This window comes from Nocardiopsis sp. SBT366 (assembly GCF_001083815.1).
Lineage (GTDB): Bacteria > Actinomycetota > Actinomycetes > Streptosporangiales > Streptosporangiaceae > Nocardiopsis > Nocardiopsis prasina.
Map to the genome: position 1 here is coordinate 1 of NZ_LAVM01000099.1, position 18,402 is coordinate 18,402.

The 18,402-nt window shown below is 70.7% G+C and carries 13 protein-coding genes and 1 pseudogene; 6 read left to right on the forward strand and 8 right to left on the reverse strand.

Annotation, left to right across the window (positions count from 1 at the left end; translation table 11 throughout):
- Positions 1-261 precede the first annotated feature (261 nt).
- Positions 262-2,082, forward strand: coding sequence for a carbohydrate-binding module family 20 domain-containing protein (locus ADX84_RS22400; RefSeq protein ID WP_049578795.1), 1,821 nt, complete (start codon positions 262-264; stop codon positions 2,080-2,082).
- 43 nt (positions 2,083-2,125) lie between these two features.
- On the opposite strand, the gene ADX84_RS22405 is transcribed toward ADX84_RS22400, so the two are convergent.
- Positions 2,126-2,710, reverse strand: a complete 585-nt coding sequence (locus ADX84_RS22405; RefSeq protein ID WP_049578798.1) for a M15 family metallopeptidase — start codon at positions 2,708-2,710, stop codon at positions 2,126-2,128.
- A gap of 156 nt (positions 2,711-2,866) precedes the next feature.
- Between ADX84_RS22405 and ADX84_RS22410 the strand changes: the two genes are divergently transcribed.
- Both ADX84_RS22410 and ADX84_RS22415 read left to right on the forward strand, forming a co-directional pair.
- Positions 2,867-3,541, forward strand: a complete 675-nt coding sequence (locus ADX84_RS22410; protein WP_049578800.1) for a response regulator transcription factor — start codon at positions 2,867-2,869, stop codon at positions 3,539-3,541.
- A complete protein-coding gene (locus tag ADX84_RS22415; RefSeq protein ID WP_049578802.1) occupies positions 3,538-4,671 on the forward strand; it encodes a HAMP domain-containing sensor histidine kinase in 1,134 nt (377 codons plus the stop codon). Before ADX84_RS22410 ends, ADX84_RS22415 begins: the two co-directional genes overlap by 4 nt.
- Here ADX84_RS22415 and ADX84_RS22420 read toward each other — a convergent pair.
- Both ADX84_RS22420 and glnA read right to left on the reverse strand, forming a co-directional pair.
- Positions 4,659-7,760 carry a bifunctional [glutamine synthetase] adenylyltransferase/[glutamine synthetase]-adenylyl-L-tyrosine phosphorylase gene (locus tag ADX84_RS22420; RefSeq protein ID WP_049578805.1) on the reverse strand — a complete coding sequence of 1,034 codons (3,102 nt, stop codon included), beginning with the start codon at positions 7,758-7,760 and terminating at the stop codon, positions 4,659-4,661. The two genes, ADX84_RS22415 and ADX84_RS22420, sit on opposite strands and share 13 nt — an antisense overlap.
- Before the next feature lie 112 nt (positions 7,761-7,872).
- A complete protein-coding gene (glnA, locus tag ADX84_RS22425) occupies positions 7,873-9,297 on the reverse strand; it encodes a type I glutamate--ammonia ligase (protein ID WP_049578808.1) in 1,425 nt (474 codons plus the stop codon).
- Between the two features lie 329 nt (positions 9,298-9,626).
- Between glnA and ADX84_RS22430 the strand changes: the two genes are divergently transcribed.
- From ADX84_RS22430 to ADX84_RS22440, 3 genes are all read left to right on the forward strand, one after another.
- Positions 9,627-10,133, forward strand: coding sequence for an RDD family protein (locus tag ADX84_RS22430; protein WP_049578810.1), 507 nt, complete (start codon positions 9,627-9,629; stop codon positions 10,131-10,133).
- Positions 10,134-10,361: 228 nt separating this feature from the next.
- The gene (locus tag ADX84_RS22435; protein ID WP_049578812.1) at positions 10,362-11,783 is read left to right on the forward strand and encodes an LCP family protein; all 1,422 of its coding nucleotides are present in this window, start codon (positions 10,362-10,364) and stop codon (positions 11,781-11,783) included.
- A gap of 222 nt (positions 11,784-12,005) precedes the next feature.
- Entirely contained in the window at positions 12,006-13,379 is a 1,374-nt protein-coding gene (locus ADX84_RS22440; protein WP_049578815.1) for an LCP family protein, read from the forward strand.
- 88 nt (positions 13,380-13,467) lie between these two features.
- Here ADX84_RS22440 and ADX84_RS22445 read toward each other — a convergent pair whose 3' ends face one another.
- From ADX84_RS22445 to sucB, 5 genes and pseudogenes are all read right to left on the reverse strand, one after another.
- Positions 13,468-14,184 (reverse strand): DUF4191 domain-containing protein, encoded by a 717-nt coding sequence (locus ADX84_RS22445; RefSeq protein ID WP_017546491.1) that lies wholly within the window; start codon positions 14,182-14,184, stop codon positions 13,468-13,470.
- Positions 14,185-14,398: 214 nt separating this feature from the next.
- Positions 14,399-15,352, reverse strand: a complete 954-nt coding sequence (lipA, locus tag ADX84_RS22450) for a lipoyl synthase (RefSeq protein WP_049578818.1) — start codon at positions 15,350-15,352, stop codon at positions 14,399-14,401.
- Positions 15,353-15,419: 67 nt separating this feature from the next.
- Positions 15,420-16,124 carry a lipoyl(octanoyl) transferase LipB gene (gene lipB / locus ADX84_RS22455; RefSeq protein ID WP_049578819.1) on the reverse strand — a complete coding sequence of 235 codons (705 nt, stop codon included), beginning with the start codon at positions 16,122-16,124 and terminating at the stop codon, positions 15,420-15,422.
- A 363-nt stretch (positions 16,125-16,487) separates the two neighbouring features.
- Positions 16,488-17,051 carry an NADPH-dependent FMN reductase gene (locus ADX84_RS22460; protein ID WP_049578821.1) on the reverse strand — a complete coding sequence of 188 codons (564 nt, stop codon included), beginning with the start codon at positions 17,049-17,051 and terminating at the stop codon, positions 16,488-16,490.
- 193 nt (positions 17,052-17,244) lie between these two features.
- Positions 17,245-18,297 (reverse strand): annotated as a pseudogene (sucB, locus tag ADX84_RS22465) (2-oxoglutarate dehydrogenase, E2 component, dihydrolipoamide succinyltransferase); the annotation flags it as partial.
- Between the last annotated feature and the right edge of the window lie 105 nt (positions 18,298-18,402).

Below are 18,402 nucleotides of genomic sequence, written 5' to 3' on the forward strand. Positions count from 1 at the left end.
GGACGAAAGGAGCTGCAAGATTTTCCAGACGAAAAAAGCCGGTGGCGGTCCGGAGTGCTCCGGACCGCCACCGGCTTTTTTCGTCTGGAAAATCTTGCAGCTCCTTTCGTCCAGATCAGAGCCGCGTTTTCGCCATGTGTGCGTGTGACCCACCGTTCACGCGGTGTTCACAGGCCGGGGATGGTCTGTTACCTTCGTCACCTCAATGCAAACTCTTGCGGAAACTGCAAGAGAATGCAGCACCTCCCCCAAGGAGCGCACATGAGAACACCCCGCGTCGGCGCCCTCGCCGGAGCGGCCCTGCTGGGAGCCGCCCTGCTGGCGGTCCCCAGCCCGGCCGCCACCCAGGACGCCGAGCCCGTCTCCGCGCAGAACCCCGCCCAGAACGGCAACGGGGACACCATCGTCCACCTCTTCCAGTGGAACTGGGACTCCGTCGCCGCCGAGTGCGCCGACTTCCTCGGCCCCGCCGGATACAGCGGCGTCCAGGTCTCCCCGCCCCAGGAACACGTGGTCGTCCCCTTCTCCGAGGGCGGCAACCACCCCTGGTGGCAGGACTACCAGCCGGTCTCCTACCGGATCGACAACACCCGGCGCGGCACCGCCGAGGACTTCCAGGAGATGGTCTCCACCTGTGCCGACAACGGCGTCCGGATCTACGTGGACGCCGTCATCAACCACATGACCGGCCCGGCCGAGGGCACCAGCACCGGCAGCGCCGGGACGGAGTGGCAGCGCTACGAGTACCCCGACCTGTTCGGGGACGGCACCGCCGCCTACTCCTACGACGACTTCGGCCCCTGCTACGACACCATCGAGAACTGGAACGACAAGGACGAGGTGCAGAACTGCCAGCTCCTCGACCTGGCCGACCTGGACACCGGCTCCCCGCACGTCCGTGACCAGATCGTCCGGTACCTGAACGGCCTCGTCGCCATGGGAGTCGGCGGCTTCCGGGTGGACGCCTCCAAGCACGTCCCCGAGGACGACATGGGCGCCATCGTCGGAGCCCTGGACGAGGTCCCCGGATTCGGCGGCGCCCCCCGGGTGTTCCACGAGGTCTACGGGGACCAGACGGTCCCCTACACCGCCTACACGCCCTACGGGCAGGTCACCAACTTCGACTACAAGCGCTCCGTCGCCTCGGCCTTCGCCAACGGCGACATCGCCGGGCTCACCGACATGCCCGACCACGGCGGCCTCACCTCCGAGGAGGCCGTGGTCTTCGTCGACAACCACGACACCCAGCGCTACGAGCCCACCCTCACGTACGTGGACGGCGACCGCTACCACCTCGCCACCGCCTTCATGCTGGCGTACCCCTACGGCACCCCCGTGGTGATGTCCAGCTACGACTTCGAGGGCAACGTGACCGAGGGCCCGCCCAGCGTGGGCGAGCAGGACGGCAACCCCGCCGGGTGGATCACCGATGACAGCGACTGCTCCGACTCCGCGTGGGTCTGCGAACACCGGAACGAGGCCGTCAGCGGCATGGTGGCCTTCCGCGCGGCTGTGGACGGCGCCGGCCTGACCGAACGGGCCCGGGAGGGCTCCTCCCGCGTGGCCTTCGACCGCGGTGCGGCCGGGTTCGCCGCCTTCAACGCCTCGGGCGGGTCCTGGTCGCTGACGGCTCCGACCTCGCTTCCGGACGGCGAGTACGAGAACGCCTCCGGCTCCGGAACCGCCACGGTGTCCGGGGGCCAGGTCACCGCGACGGTCCCCGCTGACGGCGCCCTGGCGCTGCACGTGGGCGGCGAGTGCGAGCAGGACTGCGGCGGCGGCGATCCGGGCGATCCGGGCGAGCCCGGGTCCCCCGACACCCTGACCGCGACCGTCGAGACCCAGTTCGGCCAGGAGGTGTACGTGGTCGGCTCCACCCCCGAGCTCGGTTCCTGGAACCCGGCGAACGGCGCTCCGCTGAGCACCGACGCGTCCACCTACCCGCAGTGGTCCGGGAGCGTCACCATCGGTCCCGACACGGAGTGGAAGCTGGTCCGGGTCTCCCCGGGCGGCGGCGCGGACTGGGAGCCCGGTGACAACCGGGTCGGCCCGGCAGCCGCCGTCACCTGGGGTCAGCGCTGAGACCACCGGGCACCCCCGCGCTCGCGGGGGTGCCCGGCCCGGTTCAGCCCGCCGACGCGTCCTCCAGCGGCGCTGGGCAGGTCCTGCCGGGCTCCACCGTGAGTTCGTAGTGCCACACCTCGTTGGCGTAGGTCTGGCAGAGCCCGAACCTCGCACCGTGCTCGACGAACCAGTACGCCGCGTCCGTGCGCCCCACGTCCACCGCCGATCCCGTCACGTGCGAGGAGTCCTCGGGGGAGGCCACCCACCGGGCCGCCTCCTCCTCGGTCCCGTACACCTGCACCGCGGACTCCAGCAGGTACCGCTGGTAGCGCTCGCTGCGCCACCCGCTGGTCACCAGCACCTCGATCCCGGCCTCCTCCAGCGCCGCTTCGGCGGCCGCGCGCACTGCCGCCAACAGGTCGGGCTCCAGCTCGGACAGCGCGGGCACGTCGTCAGTGGGATCCAGGCCGCCGCCCTCGGGAACGAATCCGTCCTCGTGGCCCAGCGGGGTCAGCCGTGTCACCGGCAGGTCCCGCGCCCACGACTTCCCGGGGCCCGCCCCGTTCGCACCGGAGGCCGCGCAACCCGCCAGGGCCACCACCGCCAGGGCGGCCGCGGTCGTCAGAACGGTCGTTCGAAAGCGCATGGCACGTCCCTCCTCCGTGGGCCGAACCCCGTGCTCGGCACCGAAGGGCCCAGGTCACCAGGGCGGGTGTTGCGCGGATGTGTGCCGCCGAGCCAACACTTTCGCAACACCCCGCCTGCCTAGACTGGGTCGCCGACCTAGGGACGGGGGAACCGCATGCGCGTGCTGGTGGTCGAGGACGAGGTCTTCATGGCCGAGGCCCTCCAGGCGGGGCTGCGCCAGGAGGCCATCGCCGCCGACGTCGCCCTGGACGGCGACGCCGCGCTGGAACGGATCGGGGTCAACGACTACGACGCGGTCGTCCTGGACCGGGACCTCCCGGGCACCCACGGGGACGAGGTGTGCGCCGTCATCGCCCGCGACCACCCCGGCACCCGGGTCCTCATGCTCACCGCCGCCGCCCGACTGCGGGACAAGGTGGACGGCTTCTCCCTGGGCGCCGACGACTACCTCACCAAACCGTTCGCGGTCGAGGAGCTGGTCATGCGCCTGCGCGCGCTGGCCCGCAGACCAGCGGCCACGGTCCAGCCGGTGCTGGAACGGGCCGACCTGCGCCTGGACCCCTACCGCCGGGAGGCCCACCGTAGCGGCCGCCACGTCCGGCTGCCCCGCAAGCAGTTCGCCGTCCTCGAACTGCTCATGCGGGCGGACGGGGGAGTGGTGAGCGCGGAGACCCTCCTGGAGAAGGTCTGGGACGAACACGCCGACCCCTTCACCAGTGCGCCCCGGGTCACGGTGTCCCAGCTGCGCCGCGCCCTGGGGGAGCCGGACCCCATCGTGACCGTGCCCGGAGTGGGTTACCGCCTGGTCGACACCGGGGAGGGGAAGTGAGCGACGGCGGGGTGCGGGTCAGCGCCCGCCTGCGCCTGACCCTGGGCTACGCCGGGTTCCTGGTCGTGGCGGGTCTGGCGGTACTGGTCGGGGTGTACGCGGTCCTGCGGTACGTGCCCGACTATCCGCTCACTGCGGCCAACCCCGGCGACCTGGGGCAACCCATCGCGGCCCGCGGGCAGATCCTGGAGGCCGTCGTCCGGATGTCCGCGGGCGTCCTTCTGGTGCTGGCGGTGATCGGGCTGGTCGGCGGCTGGATCCTGGCCGGGTGGGTCCTGCGCCCCCTGAACCGGATCAACGACGCCGTCCTGATCGCCGCCACCGGCAGACTGGGCCACCGGGTCGCCCTCTCCGGCCGCAACGACGAGTTCCGGCAGCTCGCCGACGCCTTCGACCACATGCTGGACCGCCTCCAGGACGCCTTCGAGGCCCAGGAGCGGTTCGCCGCCAACGCCTCGCACGAACTCCGCACCCCGCTGGCGGTCAACGCGACCCTCCTGGACGTGGCCCGGCGCGACCCGGAGGGGCAGCACTACCCGCGCCTGCTCGAACGGCTCGACCTCACCAACGCCCGGGCCATCGGCCTCACCGAGGCGCTGCTGCGGCTGGCCGACGCCAACGCCGTCACCGCGGTGTCCGAACCCGCCGACCTCGCCGAGATCGCACGCGGGGTCCTGGTCGAGGGCGAGGAGGAGGCACGGCGTCGCGGCGTCCGGTTGGAGCACGGGCTCACCCCGGCCCCGACGGTCGGCGACACCGCGCTGCTCACCCAGCTCACCGAGAACCTGGTGCGCAACGCCCTGTGCCACAACACCCCGGTGGAGGGGACCACCTCCACCGCCCGGGTCACCACCGGCCGCGACCAGAGCACCGGTGACACCGTCCTGAGGGTGGAGAACACCGGGCCCGTGTACACACCGGAGACCGCGTCCCGCCTGCACGAACCCTTCCTCCGTGGCGCGGGACGCATCGGGTCCGGACCGGGACACGGCCTGGGCCTGGCCCTGGTGGCGCGGGTCGTGCGCGTGCACGGCGGCACCCTGGACCTGCTCCCACGTGGGGCCGACCAGGGGGGAGGGCTCACCGTCACGGTCACCCTCCCCGCCCGCGACGCCCGTCAGTCGTCGTAGAAGGCCCGTTCCATCACCGCGCGAGCCCGGCGCGTGGTCCGCAGGTAGGCCTCGGTCAGCTGTTCCGCCGGGCCCTCCGGCTCGGGACCCTCCGCCACCGTGTCGTCCTCCTCGGCACCCTCGCCGTCCGCGTCGGCCCCGTCCTCGTCGCCGAACCCCATGGCCTGGGCCAGCGCCGCACGTACCCGCAGGTCGTGCGGGATCGAGTCGCCGCCCCGGCCGCGCACCAGCATCACCATGCCGCGCACCCGCGAGGCGAGCCGCCACGACCGCTCCAGCACCACGCCGTCGTCGGCGGCCAGGAACCCGTGCGCCACCGCCACCGCCAGGGCGGGCAGGGTCTGCGGGGTGCGCAGGTCCGGGTACTCGTGCGCGTGCCGCAGCTGCACCAGCTGCGCCACCCACTCCACGTCGGACAACCCGCCCCGGCCCAGCTTCGTGTGCAGGGTCGGATCCGCCCCGCGCGGCAGCCGCTCAGCCTCCATCCGCGCCTTGAGCTTGCGGATCTCCAGCACGGAGGCGCGGGACACGCCACCCTCCGGGTAGCGGATCGGATCGATCAGCGCGACGAACGCCGAACGCAGCCCCTCGTCGCCGGCGATCGGCCGTGCCCGCAGCAGCGCCTGGCTCTCCCACACCTGGGACCAGCGCCCGTAGTAGGCGGCGTAGGAGTCCAGGGTGCGCACCACGGGCCCGCTCCTGCCCTCGGGGCGCAGGTCCGTGTCGATCTTCAGCGGGGGCTCGGCCTGCGGCATCTCCAGCAGTCGGGCCAGCTCCCGCACGATCGCCATGGCCTGCTTGGTGGCGGCGCCCTTGTCGGCGCCCGGCATCGGGTCGTGCACGTACATCACGTCGGCGTCGCTGGCGTAGGTCAGCTCACCGCCGCCGAACCGACCCATCGCCACGACGCAGACCCGGGTGAGCTCCTCGCCGCCGGACTCGGCCACCACCTTGGTGTAGGCCGCGCGCAGTGCGGCGTCGATGGTGACCGCCGCGATCCCCGTGAGGGCCCGGCCCACCTCCTCGACCGAGCACACCCCCAGCAGGTCGGCGGCGGCCGTGCGCAGCAGTTCCCGGCGGCGCAGCGCCCGCACCGCGGACACCTTCTCCTCCGGGGTGTCGTAGCGGCGCAGGGCCGCGTCGGCCTCGGCCATCAGCGACCGCGTCTCCCTGCGCCGGAGGTCGGCGTCGTCGCCCAGCATGGCAACCGCCTCGGGGGCGCGCAGCAACAGCTCGGTCACGTACCGGCTCGTGCCCAGCAGCCACGCCATCCGCTCGGCCACCCGGACGTCGTCCCGCAGCAGCCGCAGGTACCAGGGCGTGGTGCCCAGGGCGTCGCTGACCTGCCGGAACCCGAGCAGCCCGGCGTCCGGGTCGGGGGAGTCCGCGAACCATCCCAGCATCACCGGCAACAGCGTGCGCTGGATGGCCGCCCGGCGGGACAGCCCCGACGTCAACGACTCCAGGTGGCGCAGCGCCCCGCGCGGATCCACGAACCCCAGCGCCCCCAACCGCTCCACGGCCTGGTCAGCGGAGAGCCGGATCTCGTCCTCGGGCAGGGCGGCCACCGCGTTCAGCAGCGGACGGTAGAAGAGCTTCTCGTGCAGGCGGCGCACCTCCGCTGACACCCGCTTGCGGGCGCCGGTCAGCTCCCGTACCGAATCGGCGGTGAACCCCAGGGCCCGACCCAGCTGCCGCAGCCGCGATGGGCCGTCCGGGGCCTGGGGGTCGGGCATCAGGTGGGTCCGGCGCAGCCGCTCCAACTGCAGCAGGTGCTCCACCCGACGCAGGAACCGGTAGGCGTCGGAAAGTCCCGCCGCGTCCCGCCGCCCCACGTATCCGTACTCCGACAGCGCCGCCAGCGCCTGGAGGGTGTTGCCCGACCGCAGGCGCTCGTCCGAACGCCCGTGCACCAGCTGGAGCAGCTGCACGGAGAACTCGATGTCGCGCAGGCCTCCCGGGCCCAGCTTCAGTTCGTGCTCGGCCTGGCCCGCGGGGATGTGCGCCACCACCCGGCGGCGCATGGCCTGCACGTCCTCCACGAAGTCCTTGCGCCCGGAGGCCTCCCACACCAGCGGTGCGATCGCCTCCGCGTACTGGCGGCCCAGCCCCTCGTCCCCGGCGATCGGCCGGGCCTTGAGCAGCGCCTGGAACTCCCAGGTCTTGGCCCAGCGGTCGTAGTACGCCAGGTGTCCGGCCAACGGCCGAACCAGCGGACCGTTGCGGCCCTCCGGACGCAGCGCCGGGTCCACCTCCCACAGGGTGCCCTCCGCGTCGGTCTCCGACGGGACGCGCATCATCGCCGTGGCCAGCCGCGTGGCGGCCCTCTGGGCCTCCTGTTCGTCGGCGGGCACGCCGTCCTCGTCCAGGGCGGGTTCGGCCACGAACACCACGTCCACGTCGCTGACGTAGTTCAGTTCGCGCCCGCCGCACTTGCCCATGCCGATCACGCTCAGACGGCACAGCGCTGCGTCCTCGGGGGACTCCGCGCGGGCCACCGCCAGCGCCGCGTCCAGGGTCGCCGCCGCGAGGTCGGCCAGCTCGGCGGCGACCTCGTCCACGGTGTTCACCCCGGTCAGGTCGCGCCCGGCCAGCCGCAGCACACGGCGCCGGTAGGCCACACGCAGCGTGTGCCGCAGCACCGCCGAGGGTTCGTCGTCCCCGCCCAGCCCCAAGGAGAGGTCGGCCACCGGGGAGGCATCGTCGGGCCGCGCGCCGACGGTGTGCATCAGCCCCCGGCGCAGCTCCTCCCGGTCCGGGGTCCGGGCGGCGTCGGCCCCGCGCAGCTCACGCCAGTCGCCGGGGTGGCGCACCAGGTGGTCGGTGAGCGCCGGGCTGACCCCGAGGACACCGCACAGGCGGGTGCGCAGGTCCCGCTCCTCCCGCAGGGCCGCGCGCACCTCCTCCGGGTCCGGGGCGGCCTCCAGCAGTCGGAGCAACCCCAGCAGCGCCTGGTCCGGGTCGGCCGCGGCCGCGAGGGCGCCGATCACCTCGGTGTCGGCCAGGGCGTCCAGCCCCGCCTCCTCCACCAGCCGCACGGCCCGGGTGCTGTCACTGAAACCGCGTCGAGCGAGCGCGCCCGCTGTCATGTTGGTTCTTCCGTCCCTTGCCACGCGTCAACGGTAGCCGCATCGGGGAACCATGCCCCGGAACCGGGTCGGGGCCGGTACCCGAACTGGATACCGGCCCCGAAGGGTGTCGCTAGATGTCGTAGTACAACTCGAACTCGCGCGGGTGCGGACGCAGGCGCAGGGAGTCGATCTCCTCGGTGCGCTTGAAGTCGATGTAGGTCTCGATCAGGTCCTTGGTGAAGACCCCGCCCTCCAGGAGGAACTCGTGGTCGGCCTCCAGGGCCTCCAGAGCGGCGTCGAGGGACGCCGGGACGGTCTCGATCGCGGCGGCCTCGGCCGGGGGCAGCTCGTACAGGTCCTTGTCGACCGGCTCCGGCGGCTCGATCTTGTTCCGGATCCCGTCCATGCCCGCCATCAGCATGGCCGAGAAGGCCAGGTACGGGTTGGCCGAGGGGTCCGGCACCCGGAACTCGATGCGCTTGGCCTTCGGGTTGGACCCGGTGAGCGGCAGGCGGATGCAGGCCGAGCGGTTCCGCTGGCTGTAGACCAGGTTGATCGGGGCCTCGTAGCCCGGCACCAGGCGGTGGAAGGAGTTCACCGTCGGGTTGGTGAAGGCCAGCAGCGCCGAGGCGTGCTTGAGCAGACCGCCGATGTAGTAGCGGGCCGTGTCCGAGAGCTGACCGTAGCCGGCCTCGTCGAAGAACAGCGGGGCGCCGTCCTTCCACAGGCTCTGGTGGCAGTGCATGCCCGAACCGTTGTCGCCGAAGAGCGGCTTGGGCATGAACGTGGCGGTCTTGCCGGCCTCGTTCGCGACGTTCTTCACGATGTACTTGTACAGCTGGACCTTGTCGGCCTGCTCGAGCAGCGTGCCGAACCTGATGCCGATCTCGGCCTGCCCGGCGGTGCCGACCTCGTGGTGCTGGAGTTCGACCTCGATACCGGAGTCGATCAGGGTCCGCACCATGTCGGAGCGCAGGTCGCTGTAGTGGTCGACGGGCTCGACGGGGAAGTAGCCGCCCTTGAAGCGCGGACGGTAGCCCCGGTTGCCGCCCTCGATCGCGGAGCCGGTGTTCCAGGCGCCCTCGATCGAGTCGATCTCGTAGTAACCGGTGTTCGCGCGCGTCTCGAACTTGACGTCGTCGAAGATGTAGAACTCGGCCTCGGGGCCGAAGAAGGCGGTGTCGGCCACGCCCGAGCCCTTGAGGTAGGCCTCGGCCTTGCGGGCGACGTTGCGCGGGTCGCGGCTGTACGACTCCAGCGTGAGCGGGTCGTGGACGAAGAACGTCATGTTCAGCGTCTTGTGCTTGCGGAACGGGTCCAGGACGCCGGTGCTCAGGTCGGGCAGGAGCAGCATGTCGGACTCGTGGATGGCCTGGAAGCCGCGGATCGAGGAACCGTCGAACATCTGGCCGTCGGTGAACGTGGACTCGTCAACGTTCTCGACCGGGAGGGTAACGTGGTTCACGCCTCCGAACAGGTCCGTGAACCGGACATCGAGGAACCTGACGTCCTCGTCTCGGATGTAGGCGAGAACCTCTTCGACGCTGCTGAACAAAACGGAACCTCCGTGCAGATAGCTGAGACGGCGGGTTCGCGGGCCGCACCATCGCGGCCATGTCGAACCACGCGCCGTCTCCCGGCCTCGTCATCGAAGCTAGGAGCGCGTGATTTCCACGCCGTGTCTCGATTGTTTCCTGCATGTTACGGAGCCGGTCGCGCGCATTGGCCAGTGGTCCCGTAACGGTGATTCCGCCTGTTTCAGGGCGAAACCGGGACACCCGAATCTTTCGGAGTGACCGGGGACACACCCTCTCCCGTGGCACGTCACAGCGCTCGCGCGGGCCCGCGCGCGGAGGGTGACGTGGGGCGGATAACGTGAAAAACATGAGCGACAAGAGCCGGAGCGGCGCCCCCACGGTCTCCGAAGACGACTTCCGTTACCGCGGCAACCGGTTGGGTCTGCCCGAGAGCGGGAGCGGTTCGGTGCCCGGCGTCATGCGCCGCCTGGTCGGCCTCGCTCTGGACTGGGGCATCTCCGCGATGCTGGTGTGGGTCGCCATCAGCCTCGGGCTGGTCGGCCAGGAACTGGCCGCCGCCGCTGCCGCCGGGGGAGACCCCGAGGCCATCGCCCTGACCAACTTCACCACCCTGTCCACTCTGGTGGTGTTCGCGGCGATGAACCTCGTCCTGCTGACGCTGTTCGGTACCACGATCGGGCGACGACTCGTCGGGGTCGGCATCAGTGGAACCGGCGAGCGCTCCTGGCCCTGGTTCGCCTCCATGGCGGTGCGCACCCTGCTGTTGTGCCTGGTGATCCCGGCCGTGGTGTACGACCGCGACACGCGGGGCCTGCACGACCGCGCCGCCGGAACCGTCGCGACCCGCTACTGAGCGAACACGGGCCGTACGCACCCCTGCGCGCGCTGTGCGCACGCGCGTGCGCACCCGTGCCGAGCTGCTGTTAGCATCCGTTCACGGCGTTTCCGCAGGGACCCCCGCGACCTCGGGCCGTGTACCGCCTCTCGACGCCCGCCGCTCCGGCGGGCGCGCCGCCCGGACACGCCCTGGCTGCCCTGACCCCGCCCCCCTCTAGGTCTCCTCGCACCCTCGAAGGTTCGCATGGCTGGAAGACGCTCCGCCCCTCGCAGCTCCGGTGCCCTGGGCACCTCCCGGCTGTCCGCCGCACAGTGGGTCGCGTGCGTCGTGACCGCGCTGGCGATCATCGCCAGCCTCGGAAGTTACGGCTGGTACCAGGGCCTGATCGGCAACATCACGACCGCCCAGGTCGACACCGACGAGTGGGACCGGCCCACGAGCGTCGAGGGTGTCATGAACATCCTCATCATCGGCTCGGACGTGCGCTCCGGCGAGAACGCCGAGTACGGCGAGGTCGAGGGCGCGCGGCCGGACACGATGCTCATCGCGAGCATCAACGTGGACAACGGCGCCGCCACCCTGGTCAACCTGCCCCGCGACCTCATGGTCGACCTGCCCGGCTGCGAGGCCGTTGAGGGCTACGAGGGCATGCAGCCCCAGCAGGGCATGATCAACTCGGCCATGACCTTCGGCGGGGTGGGCTGCCAGTGGAACGCGGTCGAGCAGGTCACCGGCGTGCACCTGGACCACTTCCTGATGATGGACTTCGTCGGCTTCAAGGACATGGTCGACGCCATCGGCGGGGTGGAGATGTGCATCCCCGAACCGATCGACGACCCCAAGGCGCACCTGGTGCTGGACGCCGGACTCCAGAGCCTGGACGGCGAGGACTCGCTCGGCTTCGTGCGCTCCCGCTACTCGCAGGGCGACGGCAGCGACCTGTCGCGGATCGACCGCCAGCAGGAGTTCATGGGCGCCATGCTCCGCGAGGTCCTCAGCAGCGAGGTGATGACCAGCCCCGTCACCATCACCCGCTTCCTCGGAGCCGTCACCGAGTCCATCACCACCGACGAGGAGCTGACGGTCGACACCATGGCCGACATCGCGATCTCCATGCGCGAGGTCGACCTGGACCGGGTCCAGTTCGTCACGGTTCCCAACGGCGCCCACCCGGCCGACGAGAACCGCATCATCATGAGCGACGCCGCCCCGGCCCTGTTCGAGGCGATCAACAACGGCGAGGACCTGGGTGGCGGCGACGACGGCGACAGCGACAGCGACGACACGTCCGAGGACGTCTCGGTGGAGCCCGGGGACGTCGCCGTCGAGGTGGTGAACAACACCGGGATCGGGGGACTGGCCCTGGAGATCCAGGCAGTGCTGGTCCAGGAGGGTTTCGTGGTCACCGGCGTCGGCAACCCCGAGGTCCGCGCGCCCGAGCTCACCACCGTCTACCACGGGCCGGGCGACGAGGCCGCGGCCAAGCTGCTCGCGGACAGTCTCACCAACGCCCAGACGGAGGAGGCCGAGGGCCTGGAGCAGACCCTCGAACTGGTCGCGGGGTCCGACTGGGAGGGCTTCGGGGGTTCCTCCTCCGAGTCCGACCTGTCCATCACCGACGACCTCGGCGGCGTCACCGCCGAGAAGCAGGAGAGCGCCTGCTAGGTGGCAGTCCTACGGGGGTGCCTCATCGGGGGCGCCCCCGTTTCCGTGCGCGGGGTCTGACACAACGAGACCGTTCCGGTACCATCCGGGGGGTTACGTCCGAGTAGTCATGGGGACCTCCGTGACTGGTTTCCCTCTTCGGGCGATTTCTCCTCTCATGTCCCAGATCGGATCGCAGGTGCCCTCTTGGCCCCAAGAAACGTGTCGAAGGCCGCTGCCGGGATGACGCCCGGCAAGTGGTTGGCGTGCGGGATGACCGGGGTGGTCATCGCCGGGAGTCTGACTGGCTACGGCGTCTACCAGGACGTCCTCGCCATCGACACCGCCGAGATCGACCCCGACGGCTGGGGGGACCGGCCCGCGCAGGTGGACGGGGTGCACAACATTCTGCTCCTGGGCACGGACGAGCGCGCGGGGGACGACGCCAGCTACAACGAGCTCAACGGCATCCGCCCCGACGTCCTGGTGGTCGTCAGCATCGACACCGACAACGGCGGGGTGACCATGGTCAACATGCCCCGCGACACGATGGTCGAGATCCCGCCGTGCGACGCGGGCGAGGACGGCCAGGGCTGGAACGGCGGCGTCGACCAGCTCAACCACGCCATGACCTACGGCGGCATGGACTGCCAGGGCAACACGGTGGAGACCATCACCGGCATCCACCTCGACCACATGGTCCTGGTGGACTTCGCCGGGTTCGAGAACATCGTGGACTCGATCGGCGGCATCGAGATGTGCGTCCCCGAACCGATCGACGACCCCAAGGCGCACCTGGTGCTGGACGCCGGACTCCAGCGGCTCGACGGTGAGCAGGCCCTGGGCCTGGCGCGCTCCCGCGACAGCGCCGAGAACGGCAGCGACCTCGGCCGGATCGACAACCAGCAACGGATGATCGGCGCCATCCTGCGCGAGGTCACCGAGGGTGAGATCCTGTCCAGCCCCAGTACCCTCTACGGATTCCTCGACTCCATCACCGACAGCCTCACCACGGACGACGGCTTCAGCACGGACAAGATGACCGAGCTCGCCGTCGCCATGCGCGAGGTCGACCTGGGCCGGATGAACATGGTCACCGCCCCCGTCACCGACTACCCCGTCGACCCCAACAAGGTCGCGCTGGAGGAGCCCGCCGCCCAGGAGCTGTTCGCGGCGGCGGCCTCGGGTGAGCTGGCCGAGGGCGAGGACTCCGGGGACGACGCGGGAGACGCGGAGGACTCCGGCGGGGCCGCTCCCTCCGACGTGTCCCTTCGGGTGCTCAACAACACCGGCATCGACGGTCTGGGCAGCCAGGTCCAGGGGCTGCTGGAGGCCGAGGGCTTCGTGGTCACCGAGTCCACCAACCCCGACCTCCGCGCGCCCGACACGACCACGGTCTACCACGGGCCGGACCGGGCCGAGCATGCCGAGCTCCTGGCCTCCTCCCTGTCGGTCGCCGAGGTGGTCGAGGAGCCCACGCTCGGCGACGACCTGGAACTGGTCATGGGCTCGGCAGACTGGGACGGCCTGGCCGCCAGCGGGGGGTCGGGCGGCGGATCCGCCACCGACGGCATCGAGACCACCTCCGCCGCCGAGGACGAGGTGAGCTGCTCCTAGCAGCCGAACCCACGCCCACCGAACGAGAACGGGGCCCGTCACACCAGGTGTGACGGGCCCCGTTCTCGTGTGCTCGGGAGGGAGCGGATCAGCCCCCGGCCGTGTTGCCGCGCATGCCCTTGGGCAGCTTCGCGCCCTTGGGCATGGGGCCCTTGGGCATCCGCATCGCGGGCGGCAGCGCCTTGAGGCGGTAGTTCAGCTCGGCGGTGTCTCCCTTGTCCAGGTTGCGCGGCAGCTTGACCAGCGCGCGCTGGAGCTTGGAGACCGGGACCTGGTCCTCGCCGTTGCCGACCTTGAAGTCGTAGATGGGCGTGTCGTGGGCCACGCGGGCGACGCGCTTCTTCTCACCGGCGATCAGACCCTTGAGCCGACCGGGGTCGCCCTCGCCGACCAGGACCACACCGGGGCGGCCGACCACGCGGTGGACGACGTCCATCTGCTTGTTCGCGGCCACTCCGGGCTCGACCACCCAGTTGCCGCGCATGTTCTCCAGGATCGCCATGCCCGCGCCCAGGCGGCCGTCCAGCATCTGGTACTGCACCCGCTGGGCGGAGCGGGTGAACATGATGAACCCGACCAGGAAGGCGATCGGCAGACCGGTCAGCGGCCAGATGATCCAGGAGCCGGTCCAGATGCCGATGCCGACGAAGACCGCGAGGATCACGACCGCGACGGCGATCGCGATCGGGATCGTCCGCGGGCTCTGCTTGTGCACGACCTTGGCGACCATGCCGATCTGCTTCAACCGGCCCGGCTGCTTCTCGCCACCCTGACCGGCGGTCGTTTTCTCGGACTTCTTCGCCATCGTGCTTCAGGCAGCGCACACCGACCTCGTCGGTGGGGAAGGAGATCCCTGTGCTGCCTTGCCTCCTCTTCGCGGTCGACCTATGGTGCGGCGCCTTCCGGCGCCGCCAGCTGGGCGCCTTGGAACACCAGGATATGTGTCCGGCTCCCGAGATGCGGAACGGTGGCCCGTGGGCCACCGTTCCAGCTTGGTCACGACTCGGGTGTATCAGCCGTTATGCGTTGCTCGTGGCCCTGGTGGCCTCGGCGTCACGCTTCTCGCGGGCCTGCTTGTACAGGGTTCCGGCGCGGTACGACGAACGCACGAGCGGACCGGACATGACTCCGGCGAAACCGATCTCCTCGGCCTCCTTGCCCAGCTCCACGAACTCCTGCGGCTTCACCCAGCGGTCGATCGGGTGGTGCAGCTTGGAGGGACGCAGGTACTGGGTGATGGTCAGCAGGTCGCATCCGGCCTCGTGGAGGTCGCGCATGGCCTCGCTGATCTCCTCGCGGGTCTCGCCCATGCCCAGGATCAGGTTGGACTTGGTGACCAGACCGTCCTCGCGCGCCTCGGTGATGACCCTCAGCGAACGCTCGTAGCGGAAGCCCGGGCGGATGCGCTTGAAGATCCGCGGCACGGTCTCCACGTTGTGCGCCAGGACCTCGGGGCGCGAGCCGAAGACCTCGGCCAGCTGGTCGGGGTCCGCGTTGAAGTCCGGGATGAGCAGCTCGACGCCGGTGTCCGGGTTGAGCTCGTGAATCTTGCGCACCGTCTCGGCGTAGAGCCAGGCGCCGCCGTCCTCCAGGTCGTCGCGGGCCACACCGGTGACGGTGGCGTAGCGCAGCTCCATCTTCTTGACGGAGGTGGCGACCTTGGTCGGCTCCATCCTGTCCAGCGCCGACGGCTTGCCGGTGGCGATCTGGCAGAAGTCGCAGCGGCGGGTGCACTGGTCACCACCGATGAGGAACGTGGCCTCCCGGTCCTCCCAGCACTCGTAGATGTTGGGGCAGCCCGCCTCCTGACAGACGGTGTGCAGGCCCTCGCCCTTGACCAGGGACTGGAGCTCGGTGTACTCCGGCCCCATGTGCGCCTTGATCTTGATCCACGGCGGCTTTCTCTCGATCGGGGTCTCGCTGTTGCGCGCCTCCACGCGCAGCAGCTTGCGGCCCTCAGGAGCGATGGTCAACGCGAACCCGTTCCCTTCTGTACCCCTTGACGGGGACCCTCGCGCCCCTCGTGGGGGCTGTGGTCAGTCATCCGCGGGCGGTGGCGCCGGAGAGCATTCCGGAGCCGTCGGTGTGGCTGTACTCCGCCGCGCCGAGGACGTCGGCCAGGTGCCGTTCGAGGCGCGGTCGCGCGTCGGCGACGGTGACGGAGCGCCCCAGTTCGTTGGTGAGCGAGGTGACCCCCGCGTCGGTGATCCCGCAGGGGACGATCCGGTCGAACCACGACATGTCATTGTCGCAGTTCAACGCCAGACCGTGCATCCCGACCCCGCGGGCGATTCGACAGCCGATCGCGGCGACCTTGCGTTCGATCAGTCCGCGCTCGGGGTCGGCGTCCAGCCAGACCCCTGTACGGCCCTCGACCCGCAGACCCGTGAGGCCGTAGTCGGCGAGGGTGCGGATGATGGCCTCCTCCAGCATGCGGACGTAGGCGATCACGTCGATCGGGTCCGACAGCCTGACGATCGGGTACACCGTCAACTGGCCCGGCCCGTGCCAGGTGATCTTCCCACCCCGGTCGATGTCCACCACGGGAGCGCCGGGGTCGGTCATGGGACGATCCGACCTCCCAGTGCGCTTGCCCGCCGTGTAGACGGGCTCGTGTTCCAGGAACAGGACCGTGTCGGCCACCTCATCGGCGACGCGGCTCTGGTGGAGCCGTCTCTGGAGATCCCAGCCCTGGTGGAACGGGACGGGGGTGTCGCCCAGCCATGCGTAAACGAGATCACTCACACCTCCACCTTACGCCCCGGCGAGAGGGGCGGGTCAGGGCAGGATGTCGGATAGCGCACTACTGTCGCCGGGCGGTCCGGGGGAATAGGGGAACCCGTCCGCGCGTTCCCGTCGAACTTTCTCGGGGTTTTTCCGCGAAAGGACTGCGGGCGGCTGCTGTGTCTTCTAGGTTGTGAGTGGGACATGGAACTCCGCGTCAGCGCGGGGCTACCGTGGGCGACGCGCTGTCGGGCTGGCATGCGCTCGCTGAACCCGCAGACCTTTGATGATGGGGATCATCAGGGGATGGTGATTGGTGGGGTAGAAAGACGGGGCGGTGCCGTTCAGGCGCCGCCCCGTCCACCTTTTCACCCGCGCGGTCCCTCAGCCAGGGAAGGGGCGCCGTGCGCGGGCCTCACGCAGCGACAGCGCCCACCACACCAGCTGGTCCAGCATCTCCTCCACGGCGTCCTCCGCGCCCCTCAGCTCCGCGACGGGGCCTCCCTGGGCGCCGAACGTGCGCTGTGCGTTGTGCAGGCTCACGGAGGTGCGCACCGACGTGACGTGCAACTCGGCGAAGACCGCGCGCAGCTGCTCCACGGCGCGCAGGCCACCGGACATGCCGCCGTAGGAGACGAAGGCGACCGGTTTGGCGAACCACTCCTTGCGCGCGGAGTCGATGGCGCTCTTCAGCGGGCCGGGGTAGCCGTGGTTGTACTCCGGGGTGACCACCACGAAGCCGTCCGCGGCGTCGACGCGGGGCGAGAACGCCTCCAGGGCGGCCCCGTGGCCGTCGCCGAGGTCCAGCTCGGCCACGTCCAGGACGTCGAGGGTGACGCCCTCCCGGGACGCGGCCCGGTCCAGGAACCATCCGGAGACCACGGTGCCGGTACGGCCGTTGAGGTTTCCACCCAGGATGACGGCGATCCGCAGGTCCGGCTGTTGCATGGGGTTCCTCGTCTTCGACTGGGCCTGGGGAGGGGGTTCGGGGAGGCGCGACCACGATAGGACGTCAAGTCAGGTTGAGGTCAAGTCGGGGGTGGTGGGAGGTGTCGCCGACGCACGAAAGGCCCGGGCCGGACACCCGCGCTGGGTGCCCGGCCCGGGCCGGGAGCGGCCTCCCCGAGCGGGGAGGCGTGGCTCAGGACAGACCGAGGTCGCCCTCGAAGGCGCCCTCCTCCAGGCGCTCCTTCACGGTCTGGAGGAAGCGTCCGGCGTCGGCGCTGTCGATCAGGCGGTGGTCGTGCGCCATCGACAGGTAGACCATCGAGCGGACCGCGATGACCTCGCCGCCCATGGCCTCGTCCTCGACGACCACGGGACGCTTGACGACCGCGCCGGTCTCCAGGATCGCGACCTGCGGCTGGTTGATGATCGGGGTGCCGAAGAGCGCACCGGTGTGGCCGGTCTCGGAGATCGAGAACGTGCCGCCACCCAGCTCGTCCGGGCCGAGCTTGCCGGTGTGGGCGCGCTCGGTCAGGTCGGTGAGGCCGCGGGCCAGACCACCGAGGTTCAGCGAACCGGCTTCCTTGACCACCGGGGCGAGCAGACCGCGCTCGGTGTCCACGGAGACGGCCAGGTTCTCGACGTCGTGGTAGGTCACCGTCTGGTCGGCGGCGTTGATCACCGCGTTGACCTTCGGGTGGGCCCTGAGGGCCTCCACGGCGGCCAGCGCGATGAAGGGGAAGAAGCCCAGCTCCACGCCCTCGCGCTTGGCGAAGTCGGCGGAGGAGTGGTCGCGCAGGCGCGCGATCTTGCTGACGTCGACCTCGATGACCTGGGTGGTCGTGGCGGAGACGCGCAGCGACTCGACCATGCGGTCGGCGATGGACTTGCGCAGACGGCTCAGCTTCTCCGTGCGACCGCGCACCGAGGTGTCCGAGGTGACCTTGCGAGCGGCGGCGGGTGCGGCGGCGGCCGAACGCTGGGTCTCGGCAGCCTTGAGGACGTCCTGCTTGCGGATGCGACCGCCCACACCGGTGCCGGTGACCCGGGCCAGGTCGACGCGGTGCTCGCTGGCGAGCTTGCGGACCAGCGGGGTCACGTAGCCCTCGGCCACGGCGTCGGTACCGGAGGCCTGACCGGTTCCGCTGAGCGTCTCGACGTCCACCGACGGGCTGCCAGCGTCCTGCTCACGTGCGGCGGGAGCAGGCGCGGACTGGGCGGCCGGGGCGGGGGCGGCCCCGCCGTACGGAGAAGCGGGACCTAACCCGTGGTCACCCGCTCCGCCTCGGCGTCAGTCTCGGAACCCTCGTCCTCGCCCGCGGCGCGGGGAGCGGGGGCGGGGACGATCCCCTGC

Bases quoted from the DNA above. Each gene is read 5' to 3' on its own strand.
- ADX84_RS22445 (WP_017546491.1), bottom strand. From the start codon at position 14,184: ATGGCGAAGAAGTCCGAGAAAACGACCGCCGGTCAGGGTGGCGAGAAG.
- ADX84_RS22440 (WP_049578815.1), top strand. From the start codon at position 12,006: ATGACGCCCGGCAAGTGGTTGGCGTGCGGGATGACCGGGGTGGTCATC.
- ADX84_RS22435 (WP_049578812.1), top strand. From the start codon at position 10,362: ATGGCTGGAAGACGCTCCGCCCCTCGCAGCTCCGGTGCCCTGGGCACC.
- ADX84_RS22405 (WP_049578798.1), bottom strand. From the start codon at position 2,710: ATGCGCTTTCGAACGACCGTTCTGACGACCGCGGCCGCCCTGGCGGTG.
- ADX84_RS22430 (WP_049578810.1), top strand. From the start codon at position 9,627: ATGAGCGACAAGAGCCGGAGCGGCGCCCCCACGGTCTCCGAAGACGAC.
- ADX84_RS22400 (WP_049578795.1), top strand. From the start codon at position 262: ATGAGAACACCCCGCGTCGGCGCCCTCGCCGGAGCGGCCCTGCTGGGA.
- ADX84_RS22410 (WP_049578800.1), top strand. From the start codon at position 2,867: ATGCGCGTGCTGGTGGTCGAGGACGAGGTCTTCATGGCCGAGGCCCTC.
- ADX84_RS22420 (WP_049578805.1), bottom strand. From the start codon at position 7,760: ATGACAGCGGGCGCGCTCGCTCGACGCGGTTTCAGTGACAGCACCCGG.
- ADX84_RS22460 (WP_049578821.1), bottom strand. From the start codon at position 17,051: ATGCAACAGCCGGACCTGCGGATCGCCGTCATCCTGGGTGGAAACCTC.